We start from the raw sequence: 13,926 nt of genomic DNA, 5'->3' as shown, positions 1-13,926 counted from the left end.
CGCGCCTGGATGCTCCGGCGACACCTCGTGGAACGGTACGCCCGGTCGTGGTGGGTGAGGCGGGGGTTGTGCGGATGGCCCTGATCCGTCGCCCTGATGGTGTCGGCGGAGCGTCCTGCCGGCGGGCGCCGAAAAGGCGCCGCGCCCGGCGACCGCGGGCTCGGCAGCTTCGCCGCTCTCGGTGTGGGTACGGGTGTGCGCCGGCACGTCCGCGGTGATCCTGCCGGGGCCCGGGCCGTGTGGGCGGGCGCGGCCTACGGGGCGGCGGCGGATGTGCGCAGGCGTGCCGTTGGCAGTACGGGGGCGGCCGGGGCCCTCGGGATCGGCGCCCCTCCCCCGCGTACCGCGGACAACCGGCCGGTGTTGTTCGGCGGCCGCGTGGCCTGATCTTGAGGAGCGCGGCATCGGCGAACCGTTGTGCCGCCGGCGCCGGCGGCCCGGTGGCACGTGGCATGTGGGCGGCGCTCCGCTCCTGCGGGACTGCCCACCGCACCGTGATGGCCCCGGCCGGGCGCCGGAGCCCGAAGTGCCCGAACCGCCGGGCCGAGACGGCGAGCACACCCGAAGGGCGACGTGATCGGCACCGGTGGCATCGGCGCCTCCCGCAGCCTGGATGTCGGCCCCACAGCGAACCTGAATCCGAACTCCGCGGGCTGCGGGGTGCCAAGGGGCATCTGCCCGGGCTGACGATGCGGCGGACTACCGATCCCCACCCCCGGCCGGGCCGGGCCCGATGCCCGCGACGCCCACTGCCGGCCGGCAGAACGGGTGTGGGGACCGCACATCAGGCTGCGCCATGCGCGGCTCAACCCCACCGGAAGTGACCCACGTCACTTCGGCACGCTCTTGGTGTGCAGGCGCGCCCCGTGTCACTATTCACGTACGTCTAGCCTGCCCAAAAGTTGCTGCACGGTAGTGGATTGCGTGTCGTATCCGCCAGTCCGCACCAGTGGGACCGGGTCCATGCGCGTACGGCAACGGCCTCCTTCCGCAGCCGGTCAACCGTGTGCTCGCCGTCGCTGACGTAGCGCCATGCAGTGTCGGCCGGGACCTCCAGGCAACCCCGCTTTCCTCCTTCGGGTGCCGATCCGGTTCTCCGTTCCTTGCTGTGTGCGGTGGTTGACGCTCCGTGCGATCGCGAAGGCGGCGCCGCGTGACGGCGTGCTGTCTCACCCGGACCGTGAATCCGACGTCCTGCTTCATTCCTTTCCAGAACTCTGGAAGATGCGATCTCAATGCGGAAACGACAAGGGGAGCTGAGTTCGTTGACTCTACCCACCTCGGTGGAGGGGGTATCAGAAAACCACCGGGCTCGCTCAGTCGGAATCGGCCAGTCTCACGCCAAGGCCATTTTGCTGGGGGAGCACGCGGTCGTTTACGGAGCTCCGGCGCTCGCTCTTCCGATTCCACAACTGACGGTCACGGCCAGCGCCGTGTGGTCTTCCCACGCCCCTGACGACCTGGTCGATGTGTCGTTCACGATGACCGGTTCCGCGTCGAGGCCGGTGGTGACGCAAGCCTCCGACGGTCTGCGCCGGCTGACCACCGAATTCAGGACGACCATGGGTGTGGCCGACAGCCAGCCCCTGGACATGATCATGGACTGTGCGATTCCGCCCGGGCGGGGACTCGGCTCCAGCGCGGCGTGTGCGCGTGCGGTCGTCTTCGCCCTCGCCGATCTCTTCGGCCGGGAAATGGCGGAGAGCGCGGTGTTCGACCTGGTGCAGGCGTCCGAGAATGTGGCGCACGGCCGGGCCAGCGGCGTCGATGCCATGACCGTCGGCGCGTCCGCCCCGCTGTGGTTCCGGGCGGGCGAGGTCCAGGAGCTGAGTATCGGCTGCGAGGGCCTGTTCATCATCGCGGACAGTGGCGTCGCGGGCAGCACCAAAGACGCGGTTGAGCTGCTGCGCGCGGAATTTGAGCGCCACGCCGGGGCGCAGGAGAGATTCGTGCGCCGTGCCTCGGAGCTGACCGACGAGGCCAGGCGTGCCCTCGCGGAGGGCAGGCCGGAGGAAGTCGGCTCGCGGCTCACCGACTACCACGAGCTGCTGCGTGCGGCCGGCCTCAGTACCGACCGGATCGACGCGCTGGTCAGGGCCGCGCTTACGGCAGGCAGCCTCGGAGCCAAGATCACCGGGGGTGGCCTGGGCGGCTGTGTGATCGCACTGACCCGGCCGGGGCAGGCCAGGGAGGTCACCCGGCAGCTGCACAAAGCCGGCGCCGTGCAGACCTGGGTCGTACCGCTGAAGGGGCTCGCCAACCATGAACGCTGAACACCGCACCACTCTGGTGCGACCGCCGGCGCGGGGCACCGCGGGCAGTGCCACCGCTGTCGCGTACCCGAACATCGCGCTCATCAAGTACTGGGGCAAGCGCGATGAGCGGCTTGTCCTTCCCGTCACCGACAGCCTGTCGATGACCCTGGACATCTTCCCCACGACCACCCGCGTGCGGCTCGATCCCGGGGCTGAGCACGACGAGGTGACGCTCAACGGCGTGCCCGCGACGGGCGAGGCACAGCGACGCGTTGTCGCGTTCCTGGAGCTGGTGCGGGAACAAGCCGGGCTCCCCCAGCGGGCCGTCGTGGACACCGGGAACACCGTCCCCACCGGGGCGGGCCTGGCGTCGTCCGCGAGTGGGTTCGCCGCCCTCGCCGTCGCCGCCGGTGCCGCGTACGGGCTCGGTCTGGATGCCACCGCGCTGTCGCGCCTGGCCCGGCGCGGATCCGGGTCGGCGTCGCGGTCGGTCTTCGGCGGCTTCGCGATCTGGCACGCCGGCCGGGACACCGGCACGGCCACGGACGCGGACCTCAGCTCGTACGCCGAGCCGGTGCCCGCGGGAGAACTCGACCCCGCACTGGTCATCGCGGTGGTCGACGCGGGGCCCAAGGCGGTGTCCAGCCGTGAGGCCATGCGGCGGACCGTCGACACCTCGCCGCTGTACGGGCCGTGGGCCGCCTCGAGCAAGGAGGACCTCCTCGGCATGCGGGGGGCGCTGCGCCGCGGCGACCTCGACGCGATGGGGGAGATCGCGGAACGCAACGCGCTCGGTATGCACGCGACCATGCTGGCGGCGCGCCCCGCGGTGCGCTATCTGTCGCCGGCCACGCTCACCGTGCTCGACAGTGTGCTGCGGCTGCGGCGGGACGGTGTACCGGCCTACGCGACCATGGACGCCGGGCCGAACGTCAAGGTGCTCTGCCATCGCGCGGATGCGGACCGGGTGGCCGCGGCCGTGCGCGGTGCCGCCCCCGGGAGCTCGGTGCACATAGCCGGGCCGGGGCAGGGCGCCCGTCTGCTGGACGAGCGCGGATGATGACCCCTCAGCGGACGGTTGTCCGGCGGGCGCCGGGCAAGTTGTTCGTCGCGGGCGAGTACGCGGTGGTGGAGGCGGGCAACCCGGCGATCCTGGTGGCGGTCGACCGGCATGTCACCGTCACCGTGTCCGGCTCCGGCTCCGGCTCCGGCTCGGGCGGAGCGGGCGTCGTGATCTCCTCCGACCTCGGTCCGCAACGGGTGCGCCGGCAATGGCACGACGGCCGCCTCGGTGAAGACGGCCAATACGGCGAAGACGGCGAGCAGCGTGGCCGCGGCGGTCTGCCACACGTGGTGTCGGCGATCGAGGTCGTGGGGCGGCTGCTGGCCGAACGCGGCCTGGCGACGCCCGCGCTGAGCGTCTCGGTCAGCAGCCGTCTGCACGAGCACGGCACCAAGTTCGGCCTGGGTTCCAGTGGCGCGGTGACGGTGGCGACCGTCGCGGCCGTGGCGTCCTTCTGCGGCCTGGAGCTGTCGCCCGACACCCGCTTCCGCCTGGCCGTGCTCGCGACGGCGGAGATCGATGCCAGAGCCTCCGGCGGTGACCTCGCCGCCAGTACGTGGGGTGGCTGGATCGCGTATCAGGCGCCCGACCGGGCCGCCGTGCTGGACCTGGCCCGGCGCCGGGGCGTCGAGGAGGCGCTGCGCGTGCCCTGGCCGGGTTTCGAGGTGCGCAGGCTGCCGCCGCCCCAGGGCCTCTCGCTGGAGGTCGGCTGGACCGGAACGCCCGCCTCCACCGCGTCCCTGGTGGCCGGTCTGGACCGGCGGGCCTGGCGGGGCGGCGCGTCCCACCAGAGGTTCGTCAAGAGCACCACCGACTGTGTGCGCGCTGCGATCGCGGCACTGGAACAGGCAGACCCTCAGGCCCTGCTGGAGCAGATCCGGTGCGCCCGGCGGGAGCTGGCGCGGCTGGACGACGCGGTCGGCCTGGGCATCTTCACGACCGAGCTGACGGCGCTGTGCGACGCCGCCGAAGCCGTCGGTGGCGCGGCCAAGCCCTCCGGGGCGGGCGGTGGCGACTGCGGCATCGCCCTGCTGGACGCCGAGGCGTCGCCGGCCATCGCCCACCTGCGGCAGCGGTGGGCCACGGCAGGGGTACGGCACCTGCCGATCCGTCCCACCATGGAAAGGAACGAGGAATGATCGGTCAACGCAAGGACGACCATGTCCGGCTCGCTGTCGAGCACCAGCGTGAGCACAGTGGACGCAATCAGTTCGACGAGGTGTCGTTCGTCCACCATGGCCTGGCGGCCATCGACCGGCCGGACGTGTCTCTGGCCACGAGCTTCGCCGGCATCGCCTGGCAGGTGCCGCTGTACATCAACGCGATGACCGGCGGCAGCACGAAGACCGGTGTCATCAACCGGAACCTGGCCATCGCCGCCCGTGAGACCGGTGTGCCCCTGGCGTCCGGGTCCATGAGCGCGTACTTCAAGGACCCCTCGTGCGCCGACACGTTCAGCGTGCTGCGCACGGAGAACCCGGACGGGTTCGTCATGGCGAACATCAACGCGACGGCCTCGGTGGAGAAGGCGCAGCGGGCGATTGGCCTGCTGCGGGCCAACGCCCTGCAGATCCATATCAACACGGTGCAGGAAACGGTGATGCCGGAGGGAGACCGGTCGTTCTCGTCCTGGGTGCCGCAGATCGAGAAGATCGCGGCGAACGTCGATGTCCCGGTGATCGTCAAGGAGGTCGGTTTCGGGCTGAGCCGTGAGACCGTCCTGACGCTGCGGGACCTGGGCGTGCGGGTGGCGGATCTCGGGGGCCGGGGCGGTACGGACTTCGCCCGGATCGAGAACGGCAGGCGGGATCTGGCCGACTACGCGTTCCTTGACGGCTGGGGTCTGTCCACTCCCGCCTGTCTGCTGGACGCGCAGGATGTCGGCATCCCCGTACTGGCCTCGGGCGGCGTCCGTAATCCGCTCGACGTCGCCCGCGCACTGGCGCTCGGCGCATCGGGTGTCGGGGTGTCCGGGGGATTCCTGCGCACGCTGCTCGATGAGGGTGTGGCGGCGCTGATCGCGCAGATCTCGACGTGGCTGGACCAGCTGGCGGCGCTGCAGACCATGCTCGGCGCGCGTACGCCGGCCGAGCTGGCGGGTCGCGATCTGCTGATCCACGGCGGCCTTCGCTCCTTCTGCGCCGACCGGGGCATCGAGACGGGGCGGCTCGCCGTGCGTTCCCGCTCGGCCAAGGCCGCTCATGAGCCGACGGGGAGCCCGCGATGACTGATACGCACGCGACAGCGGGGGTCCCGATGAAGTGGGTGGGCCCCTTGCGTATCTCGGGGAACACCGCCACCACCGAGACCCATGTCCCGCTGGCCACCTACGAGTCGCCGCTGTGGCCCTCCGTGGGCCGTGGGGCGAAGGTGTCCATGCTGGCCGAGGACGGCATCGTTGCCACCCTGGTCGATGAACGGATGACGCGTTCGGTGCTCGTCGAGGCGGCAAACGCGCAGACCGCGTACACGGCCGCGCGGACGATCGAGGCGCGGATCGAGGAGCTGCGCGAGGTGGTGCGCACCTGCAGCAGGTTCGCCGAACTGATCGGCATCCGGCACGAGATCACGTCCAACCTGCTGTTCATCCGCTTCGAGTTCACCACCGGCGACGCGTCCGGGCACAACATGGCCACGCTGGCGTCCGATGCGCTTCTGGGGCACCTGCTGCAGACCATTCCGGGAATTTCCTACGGATCGATCTCGGGGAATTACTGCACGGACAAGAAAGCAACCGCGATCAACGGCATCCTGGGCCGCGGTAAGAACGTGATCACGGAGCTGCTCGTGCCGCGTGAGGTGGTCACCGGCGTACTGCACACGACGGCCGCCAAAATAGTCCAGCTGAACATACGCAAGAACCTGCTCGGCACCCTGCTCGCCGGTGGTATCCGCTCGGCGAACGCCCACTACGCGAACATGCTGCTCGGGTTCTATCTGGCGACGGGCCAGGACGCGGCCAATATCGTCGAGGGCTCGCAGGGCGTCACCATGGCCGAGGACCGGGACGGTGACCTCTATTTCTCCTGCACGCTGCCGAACCTGATCGTGGGCACGGTGGGCAACGGCAAGGGGCTCGGGTTCGTGGAGACCAACCTGGCCCGGCTGGGCTGCCGGGCGGAGCGCGCACCCGGAGGGAACGCGCGCCGGCTCGCTGTCATCGCGGCGGCGACGGTGCTGTGCGGTGAGCTCTCGCTCCTGGCGGCACAGACGAACCCGGGTGAACTCATGCGGGCACACCTCCAGCTTGAACGTGACACCAACACGGTAAAGGTCGGTGTATAGGGCATGGCCAGCGATTCCCCTATAGGAATTCACGATCTGTCGTTCGCGACAACCGAGTTCGTCCTGCCGCACACGGCACTCGCCGATCACAACGGCACCCAGATCGGCAAATACCATGTGGGCATCGGCCAGCAGTCGATGAGCGTGCCCGCCGCGGATGAGGACATCGTGACCCTGGGCGCGGCCGCCGCCGCGCCGATCGTCGCCCGGCACGGCTCCGATCAGATCCGTACGGTCGTGTTCGCGACGGAGTCCTCCATCGACCAGGCGAAGGCGGCCGGTGTGTATGTCCATTCGCTGCTGGGGCTGCCGTCGGCGGCCAGGGTCGTGGAGCTGAAGCAGGCCTGTTACGGGGCGACGGCGGCCCTGCAGTTCGCCATCGGCCTGGTGCACCGTGACCCCACGCAGCGGGTCCTGGTGATCGCGAGCGATGTCTCCAAGTACGAGCTGGACAGCCCCGGTGAGGCGACCCAGGGCGCGGCCGCGGTGGCCATGCTGGTCGGCGCGGATCCCGCGCTGGTGCGTATCGAGGATCCGTCGGGCCTGTTCACGGCCGATGTCATGGATTTCTGGCGGCCGAACTACCGTGAAGCGGCGCTGGTCGACGGGCAGGAGTCCATCACCGCGTACTTGCAGGCGGTGGAAGGCACCTGGAAGGACTACACGGAGCGGGGCGGCCGCAAGCTGGATGAGTTCGCCGCGTTCTGCTACCACCAGCCCTTTACCAAGATGGCCTACAAGGCGCACACCCACCTGCTGAACTCCTGCGGGCACGACACCGGCAAGGACGAGATCGCGCGGGGCATCGGGCAGACCACGGCCTACAACGCCGTCGTCGGCAACAGCTACACCGCGTCGGTGTATCTGGCCCTGGCCGCGTTGCTGGACCAGGCGGACGACCTGGGTGGCCGGCCCATCGGCTTTCTCAGCTATGGCTCCGGCAGCGTCGCCGAGTTCTTCGCCGGGACCGTTGTTCCCGGGTACCGGGAGCACCTGCGGACCGCGGAGCACCGCGAGGCGATCGCCCGGCGCAGGCCGGTCGACTACGCCGGGTACCGCGAGCTGCACGAGCGGTTCTTCCCGGGCGACGGCGGCGACCACCCCGCCCCGGCGCAGACCACCGGGCCCTTCCGGCTGGCCGCGGTCCGCGGCCACAAGCGCATCTACGAGACGCGCCCGCCCGGCCTTTCGCACAGCCAATTCACCACCACATGAGGGGAGGGCACGCGCATGAGCGACATCGGGATCCTCGGTACGGGTGCCTATGTGCCGGACCGTGTTGTCTCCAATGACGAAGTCGGTGCGGCAGCCGGTGTCGATGACGCCTGGATCGTCCTCAAGACCGCGATCTATGAGCGGCGTTGGGCCGCCGCTGACCAGGCCACCTCGGATCTGGCCACGGCCGCGGGGCGTGCCGCGCTGGAGTCGGCCGGCATCACCGCCGACCAGCTGTCGGTGATCGTGGTCGCCACGTCCACGCCGGACCGGCCGCAGCCGCCCACCGCGGCCTATGTGCAGCACCGTCTCGGGGCGGCCGGTGCGGCGGCGTTCGATGTGAACGCGGTGTGTTCCGGCAGTGTGTTCGCGCTCTCCGCGGTGGAGAGCGTGCTCGCGCGGCGGGGCGGCCACGCGCTGGTCATCGGTGCGGATGTGTACTCGCGCATCCTGAACCCGGCCGACCGCAAGACGGTCGTCCTGTTCGGGGACGGCGCCGGCGCGCTGGTCCTGGGCGCGGGCCGGGGGGCGCGCGTGCGGCACATCGCGCTGCACACGTTCAGCGAGCTGGCGGGCCTGATAGAGGTGCCCGCGGGTGGCAGCCGGCTGCCCTGCGACCAGCCCGCCCTCGATGCCGGTCTGCAGTACTTCGCGATGGACGGGCGGGAGGTGCGCCGCTTCGTCGTGGACAACCTGCCGCGGCTGACCAAGCAGTTCCTCCACGAGGCCGGGGTCGTACCCGATGACATCCGCCACTTCGTGCCGCATCAGGCCAACGGCGTCATGCTCGACACCGTCATCGCGGACCTGGCCCTGGCGAATGCCACCACGCATCTCACGCTGACGCACTACGGCAACACGGGAGCCGCCTCCATTCCGATCACCCTGGACGTGGCCGCCCGCGCGGGTGCCTTCGGTCCGGGTGAGCTGATCCTGCTGGCCGCCTTCGGCGGTGGCATGGCGGCGGGTTTCGCGCTGGTCGAATGGTGAGGGGGCGGTACGGCCCCGCCGCGGCCGGCGGCCGCCAGGACAGCGTACGTTCGCGCGAGCCGCGCGTACGGAGCGCGCCGGCCCCGTAGTTCGTCATGTCGTTCTTCCCGACCTTGCGTGTGCTCACCTCCCCGCACGTCGCGCGCAACGGGCTGCGCCGCCGTGTGGTTGAGGGACTTTTGGGGGCCACCGGGGCGGGTGACGTGAGCATCGTCATCCGCACGCTCGTACCTATGGGGGTGGGCGGCGCCGCCTTCCCCGGCCGGGTGCCGGTGGCGCCGTCCACGGCAGCTCCTGGGGTGTGGCCTCGCTCCGTTGCCCGACATCGGCAGAAACGGTAGACATGACAGCAAGACATCGCACGCTGTGCGTGGTGGGTGCCGGGCCGCGGGGGCTCTCCGTGCTCGAGCGCCTCTGCGCCAACGCCCGCTCGATGCCCGAGGGCAGCACCGTTCACGTCCATGTGGTCGACCCCTACCCGCCGGGGCCCGGCAAGGTGTGGCGGACCGACCAGTCCCCTCACCTGCTCATGAACACCGTGGCCGGACAGATATCGGTGTTCACCGATGCCACCGTCGACCTGCGGGGCCCCCTGGAGCCAGGACCGAGCCTGCACGAGTGGGCCGTGGCGCTCGCCTCGGGTGAGATCGAGGGCGAGCATCCGGCGGCCGTCCTTGAGGAAGCCCGCGAGCTGGGTCCCGACACCTACCCCAACCGTGCGTTCTACGGCCGCTACCTGCGGTGGGCGTATCAGCGCGTCATCGATGGCGCGCCCGCCGGGCTGACGGTCGGCGCACACCCCTGCCTCGCCGTGGCCCTGGACGACGAGCCGGATGCCGTGGACGGGCCCCGCCAGCGCGTGGTGCTCAGTGACGGATCCGTGCTGGAGGGGCTGGACGCGGTGATCCTGTGCCAGGGGCACCTGCCGGCCCGGGCGGACGCCGCCGAGGAAAAATTCCTTTCCCGGGTACGGGAGTGGGGGCTGTGCCACATCGCGCCGGCCAACCCCGCGGACGTGGACCTGGGCGTGCTGGCCCCGGGCACGAAGGTGCTGCTGCGCGGGCTGGGGCTGAACTTCTTCGACTACATGGCCCAGCTCACCGCCGGCCGCGGGGGCTCCTTCTCGCGGATCGGCGGCCGGCTCGTCTATCACCCCTCCGGGCAGGAGCCCCGCCTCTACGCGGGGTCCCGGCGCGGCATTCCGTATCAGGCCCGTGGCGAGAACGAGAAGGGCCCCCACGGCCGTCACGAGCCGCTGCTGCTCACCCTGGAGCGCATCGCGGAGCTGCGCCGGACCCACGGGCACTCCGGAATCGACTTCAAGGACGATCTGTGGCCGCTGATCTCCCGGGAGGCCGAGGCCGTCTACTACGGGACGCTGCTCCGCTCACGCGGGTACACCCTCCAGGCGCAGCAGCTCCAGGCCGACTACCGGGGAGCGGGTTGGGGAGAGCGGCACACCGATGCGGTCCTGGAGGAGTACGGCATCGGTGACAAGGACCGGTGGGACTGGGGACTGCTCGCCCGTCCCTACCGCAACCGGGAGTTCGCCGGTCCGCGGGATTTCACCGGCTGGCTCCTGGACTACATGCGCCAGGATGTCGCGGAGGCCCGGTCGGGGAATGTCAGCGGTCCGCTCAAGGCGGCCCTGGACGTCCTGCGGGACCTGCGCAACGAGATCCGCCTGGCGGTCGACCACGGTGGTCTGCACGCCGATTCCTACCGTGCCGATCTGGACGACTGGTACACCCCGCTCAACGCGCACCTGTCGATCGGCCCGCCGGCGCGGCGCGTCGAGGAGATGATCGCGCTGATCGAGTCCGACGTGCTGCAGGTCGTCGGGCCGGGCATGCGGGTGGGCGTCGATGCCGCCGGATACACCGTCAGTTCACCGCTGGTGCCCGGCTCGGCGGTCCGGGTGGACGCGCTCGTCGAGGCGCGTCTGCCCGCGATCACGCTGAGCCGCACCGACGACGCGCTGCTGCGTCATCTGCTGGCCACCGGCCAGTGCACCGCCTACCGCATCCGCACCCGTTCCGCGGGCGCCTACCAGACCGACGGACTGGCCGTCACCGAACGGCCGTTCCGTATGATCGACGCGGCGGGGCGTGCGCATCCGCGCCGCTTCGCCTTCGGGGTGCCCACGGAGTCGGTGCACTGGGTGACGGCCGCGGGCATCCGCCCCGGCGTCAATTCGGTGACGCTCACGGACGCCGACGCCATCGCCCGCGCGGCCCTGGCCTGCGGTACCGCACCCGGTCAGGACGTTCACACAGGACAAGGACTCACCCATGCCCAGTGACACCCCCCTCACCGCGGATACCGCTGCCGGCCCGGCCGCGGTGCAGCTGGACTGCGGTCTGCTCTCGCCGGTCTGGGCGGACGCGCCCATCGTTGCCGTGGTGTCCGACGGTGCGTGGCTCCAGGCCATGCTGGACGCCGAGGCGGCGCTGAGCCGGGCGCAGGCCCGGCTCGGCACGGTGCCCGCGGCGGCCGCACAGGTGATCACCCAGTCGGCGCGGGCCGAGCGCCTGGACCTGATGGCCCTGGCCGGGCAGGCACGCCAGTCCGCCAACCCGGTGGTGGCGCTGGTACGGGAGTTCACCGCGCTGGTGGCGGGGCGGGATGCGGACGCGGCCGCGTATGTGCACCGCGGGTCGACCAGCCAGGACATCCTCGACACGGCGACCGTCCTGGTGGCCCACCGGGCACTGCGGGTGATCCGCGCCGATCTGGAACGTATCGAACAAGCGCTGGCCGCACTCGCCCGGGCGCACCGCGACACCCTCATGGCGGGCCGTACCCTGGCGCTGCACGCGGTGCCGACGACCTTCGGTCTGAAGGCGGCGGGCTGGCGTCACCTCGTCCTGGACGCGGCGCAGAAGCTGGACCGGCTGAGCGCGGAGGGGCTTCCCGTTCAGCTCGGCGGAGCCGCGGGCACGCTGGCCGGATATCTCCAGCACGCGCCGGGTGCCGAGCCCGCCGCTTACGTCCAGGAGCTCACGGAGGCGTTCGCGGCCGAACTGGGGCTGTCCGCTCCGCTGCTGCCGTGGCATGTCCTGCGCACGCCCATGGTGGATCTGGCCGCGGCCGCGGCGTTCACCTGCGGTGCCCTGGGCAAGATCGCGGTCGATGTGCTGTCACTGACCCGCACCGAGGTGGGTGAGGTGCACGAGCCGGCGCCCACGGGCCGTGGCGCGTCCTCGGCGATGCCGCACAAGCGCAACCCTGTGCTGGCGACGGCCATCAGATCCGCCGCCCTGCAGACGCCGCAGCTCGCGGCGACCGTGCTGGGCTGCATGCTGAGCGAGGACGAGCGGTCCGCCGGCGCCTGGCACGCCGAATGGGAGCCGCTGCGGGCCCTTTTGCGGCTCACCGGCGGAGCGGCGCACCAGGCGGTGGAGCTTGTCTCCCAGCTGTCGGTGGACACCGGGCGCATGCGGGCCAATGCCCAGATCACCGGGGGGCAGATCGTCTCCGAGAGGGTCGCCGCCGTACTGGCTCCGCTGCTCGGCAAGGCCCCGGCGCGCCAGCTGCTGAACGAAGCGTCCCTACGGTCGGCGCGCACCGGCGAGTCGCTGGCCGACATCCTGCGCCAGGACGAGCGGGTGTCGGCCGTCCTGGCGGACGCCCGGTTCACCGACCTGTTCGCGCCGCAGGCGTACACCGGGGCCGCGGCGGCGCTGACGGAGCGCGCGCTGTCGCGGTCACTGCCGTCGAAGGGCGGGCAGTAGGCCGGGGACCGGTGGGCGGGGCAGCCACTGGACGCGACGGTGTTGCCCTTGAACGGCATCGGAGCATGTGCCGGCCGGGTCAGTGCCGATGCTGCAGAGCGATCTGGGTGAGTTCTTCTATGTCGAACTCCGAGCGGCCCGGTGTGCCGTAGCGGGTTATCTTTCCCCGGCTCACCCACTTGCGGATGGTCGCTTCGGACACACCCGCGGCGAGGGCGGCAACTTTTGTCGGAACGAGCCTGTGGCGTGGCGGTTTGTTCATGCGGCGTCCTTTCGTTGCCGATTCATGAGCTGTCGCAGAATAAGCCATTCGCGCATTTCCCATGAATGTCCGGAGTCGCAGCTGATGCTGCTCTTCCCCGCGTTCCCGGTGTTCTGCGGTGAGGCGCTGATTTTCCCCGTGCAGTTGTCCACGACACACTCTCTGATGAGTGTGTGGAGATTGCCGGGTTCAGGGTCGATGGTGCGCAGCAGTTCGGCGTGGAGGTTCTCGATTTCGTCTGCGAAGTCGGCAGCAGGAGGCTGGGCGGTGAGCCACTCCAGGTTGATTATCAGGAAGCGCGCCACATGGGGAACGGAGTGGGCCGGGGCAATGGTTTTGAGTTCTTCCACGATGATTCCCGACCAGGACTCCAGGATGGCGAGGATTTTATGCCGGGTGTCGAGCGTGGAAATATCCAGGTGATCCCGCTTGCGGCTCCCGGACACTTTCGTCGGGTTGTTCATGCGTCTGGATGTCGATGACATCTGGTGCAGGCATTCCCGGTGGAGACCGGGAAGTGCGCGCAGGTTGCGTTCCACCTGCCTGACGCACGGGGCACAGAGGAGGGACCCGGTGGCGGTGCGGCTTTCCTGAGCATGGCTCCTGGAGCATGAGTGAAACTCCATCGAATCTCCTTCATGAGGTGGCTCGCCCCGCAGTCGTTGGCCGGATCCACGTGTCGAGACCACTGAAAGACGTCGCCGAGTCACCACAACGTGTTCAGTGGATACGGCTGTCACGCGCGTTCAATTCCCCCGATGTTGCCCCGATCTCCCCGATGCCGCCCATGCGTGTCTGCGGGGGCACTGGGAGAGTTCCACGGGCGGTGGGGAGTGTCAACGTTCACCCGACCGGGGCGAGAGCCATAATCTAGCAGTGCGTAACTTTTTCTTTTGGTAGTCGATCGCCGCTGCAGGGGAACTCTAGATTCCTCATTTCTGCAGGGGGACTCGAGGTTCCTTCAAGGCTTCGAATCGGCCACCTGGCGTCCGATTCTGTGATCACCGGGGCCGGGGAGCGCGAGGGGACGGCCGGTGCGGCGGATGATCAGCTGGTGCCGGGGGTCGTTTATTTTTCGGGCTGTTGACACTGCTCTGCTGCCCCGCCTCTAATGTCGCGACG

Annotated in this window: 11 protein-coding genes; 9 read left to right on the top strand and 2 right to left on the bottom strand. The window is 70.2% G+C overall.

Annotated elements, in window-relative coordinates:
* Positions 1-1,235: 1,235 nt before the first annotated feature.
* From mvk to pcaB, 9 genes are all read left to right on the top strand, one after another.
* Positions 1,236-2,273, top strand: a complete 1,038-nt coding sequence (gene mvk, locus ACIHCQ_RS18085; RefSeq protein WP_399663033.1) for a mevalonate kinase — start codon at positions 1,236-1,238, stop codon at positions 2,271-2,273.
* Positions 2,263-3,315: a diphosphomevalonate decarboxylase gene (gene mvaD / locus ACIHCQ_RS18080; protein ID WP_399663031.1), complete on the top strand. Its 1,053-nt coding sequence runs from the start codon at positions 2,263-2,265 to the stop codon at positions 3,313-3,315. The genes mvk and mvaD overlap by 11 nt, the downstream gene beginning before the upstream one ends.
* On the top strand, positions 3,312-4,457 hold the full coding sequence (locus tag ACIHCQ_RS18075; RefSeq protein WP_399663029.1) for a phosphomevalonate kinase: 1,146 nt from the start codon (positions 3,312-3,314) through the stop codon (positions 4,455-4,457). The genes mvaD and ACIHCQ_RS18075 overlap by 4 nt, the downstream gene beginning before the upstream one ends.
* Entirely contained in the window at positions 4,454-5,545 is a 1,092-nt protein-coding gene (fni, locus tag ACIHCQ_RS18070) for a type 2 isopentenyl-diphosphate Delta-isomerase (protein ID WP_399663027.1), read from the top strand. Before ACIHCQ_RS18075 ends, fni begins: the two co-directional genes overlap by 4 nt.
* Complete coding sequence (locus tag ACIHCQ_RS18065; protein WP_399663025.1) at positions 5,542-6,603, top strand: hydroxymethylglutaryl-CoA reductase; 1,062 nt, start codon at positions 5,542-5,544, stop codon at positions 6,601-6,603. Before fni ends, ACIHCQ_RS18065 begins: the two co-directional genes overlap by 4 nt.
* A gap of 3 nt (positions 6,604-6,606) precedes the next feature.
* Complete coding sequence (locus ACIHCQ_RS18060; RefSeq protein WP_399663023.1) at positions 6,607-7,818, top strand: hydroxymethylglutaryl-CoA synthase; 1,212 nt, start codon at positions 6,607-6,609, stop codon at positions 7,816-7,818.
* Between the two features lie 15 nt (positions 7,819-7,833).
* Positions 7,834-8,808: a 3-oxoacyl-ACP synthase III family protein gene (locus ACIHCQ_RS18055; protein ID WP_399663022.1), complete on the top strand. Its 975-nt coding sequence runs from the start codon at positions 7,834-7,836 to the stop codon at positions 8,806-8,808.
* Between the two features lie 343 nt (positions 8,809-9,151).
* Positions 9,152-11,110 (top strand): FAD/NAD(P)-binding protein, encoded by a 1,959-nt coding sequence (locus ACIHCQ_RS18050; RefSeq protein WP_399663021.1) that lies wholly within the window; start codon positions 9,152-9,154, stop codon positions 11,108-11,110.
* A complete protein-coding gene (gene pcaB / locus ACIHCQ_RS18045; protein WP_399663019.1) occupies positions 11,100-12,542 on the top strand; it encodes a 3-carboxy-cis,cis-muconate cycloisomerase in 1,443 nt (480 codons plus the stop codon). Before ACIHCQ_RS18050 ends, pcaB begins: the two co-directional genes overlap by 11 nt.
* 79 nt (positions 12,543-12,621) lie before the next feature.
* On the opposite strand, the gene ACIHCQ_RS18040 is transcribed toward pcaB, so the two are convergent.
* Positions 12,622-12,804 carry a hypothetical protein gene (locus ACIHCQ_RS18040; protein WP_399663017.1) on the bottom strand — a complete coding sequence of 61 codons (183 nt, stop codon included), beginning with the start codon at positions 12,802-12,804 and terminating at the stop codon, positions 12,622-12,624.
* Entirely contained in the window at positions 12,801-13,343 is a 543-nt protein-coding gene (locus tag ACIHCQ_RS18035; protein ID WP_399663015.1) for a hypothetical protein, read from the bottom strand. The genes ACIHCQ_RS18040 and ACIHCQ_RS18035 overlap by 4 nt, the downstream gene beginning before the upstream one ends.
* Between the last annotated feature and the right edge of the window lie 583 nt (positions 13,344-13,926).

This window comes from Streptomyces sp. NPDC052236, assembly GCF_044548015.1.
In the GTDB taxonomy this organism is placed as follows: Bacteria; Actinomycetota; Actinomycetes; order Streptomycetales; family Streptomycetaceae; genus Streptomyces.
The sequence above is the reverse complement of the archived record's forward strand: the minus strand, read 5'-3'. Positions and strand labels throughout refer to the sequence as shown.

Excerpts from the sequence above, each read along its gene's own strand:
- mvk (WP_399663033.1), top strand. The coding sequence starts at position 1,236 with ATGCGGAAACGACAAGGGGAGCTGAGTTCGTTGACTCTACCCACCTCG.
- pcaB (WP_399663019.1), top strand. The coding sequence starts at position 11,100 with ATGCCCAGTGACACCCCCCTCACCGCGGATACCGCTGCCGGCCCGGCC.
- ACIHCQ_RS18050 (WP_399663021.1), top strand. The coding sequence starts at position 9,152 with ATGACAGCAAGACATCGCACGCTGTGCGTGGTGGGTGCCGGGCCGCGG.
- ACIHCQ_RS18060 (WP_399663023.1), top strand. The coding sequence starts at position 6,607 with ATGGCCAGCGATTCCCCTATAGGAATTCACGATCTGTCGTTCGCGACA.
- fni (WP_399663027.1), top strand. The coding sequence starts at position 4,454 with ATGATCGGTCAACGCAAGGACGACCATGTCCGGCTCGCTGTCGAGCAC.
- ACIHCQ_RS18065 (WP_399663025.1), top strand. The coding sequence starts at position 5,542 with ATGACTGATACGCACGCGACAGCGGGGGTCCCGATGAAGTGGGTGGGC.
- ACIHCQ_RS18055 (WP_399663022.1), top strand. The coding sequence starts at position 7,834 with ATGAGCGACATCGGGATCCTCGGTACGGGTGCCTATGTGCCGGACCGT.
- ACIHCQ_RS18075 (WP_399663029.1), top strand. The coding sequence starts at position 3,312 with ATGATGACCCCTCAGCGGACGGTTGTCCGGCGGGCGCCGGGCAAGTTG.
- mvaD (WP_399663031.1), top strand. The coding sequence starts at position 2,263 with ATGAACGCTGAACACCGCACCACTCTGGTGCGACCGCCGGCGCGGGGC.
- ACIHCQ_RS18040 (WP_399663017.1), bottom strand. The coding sequence starts at position 12,804 with ATGAACAAACCGCCACGCCACAGGCTCGTTCCGACAAAAGTTGCCGCC.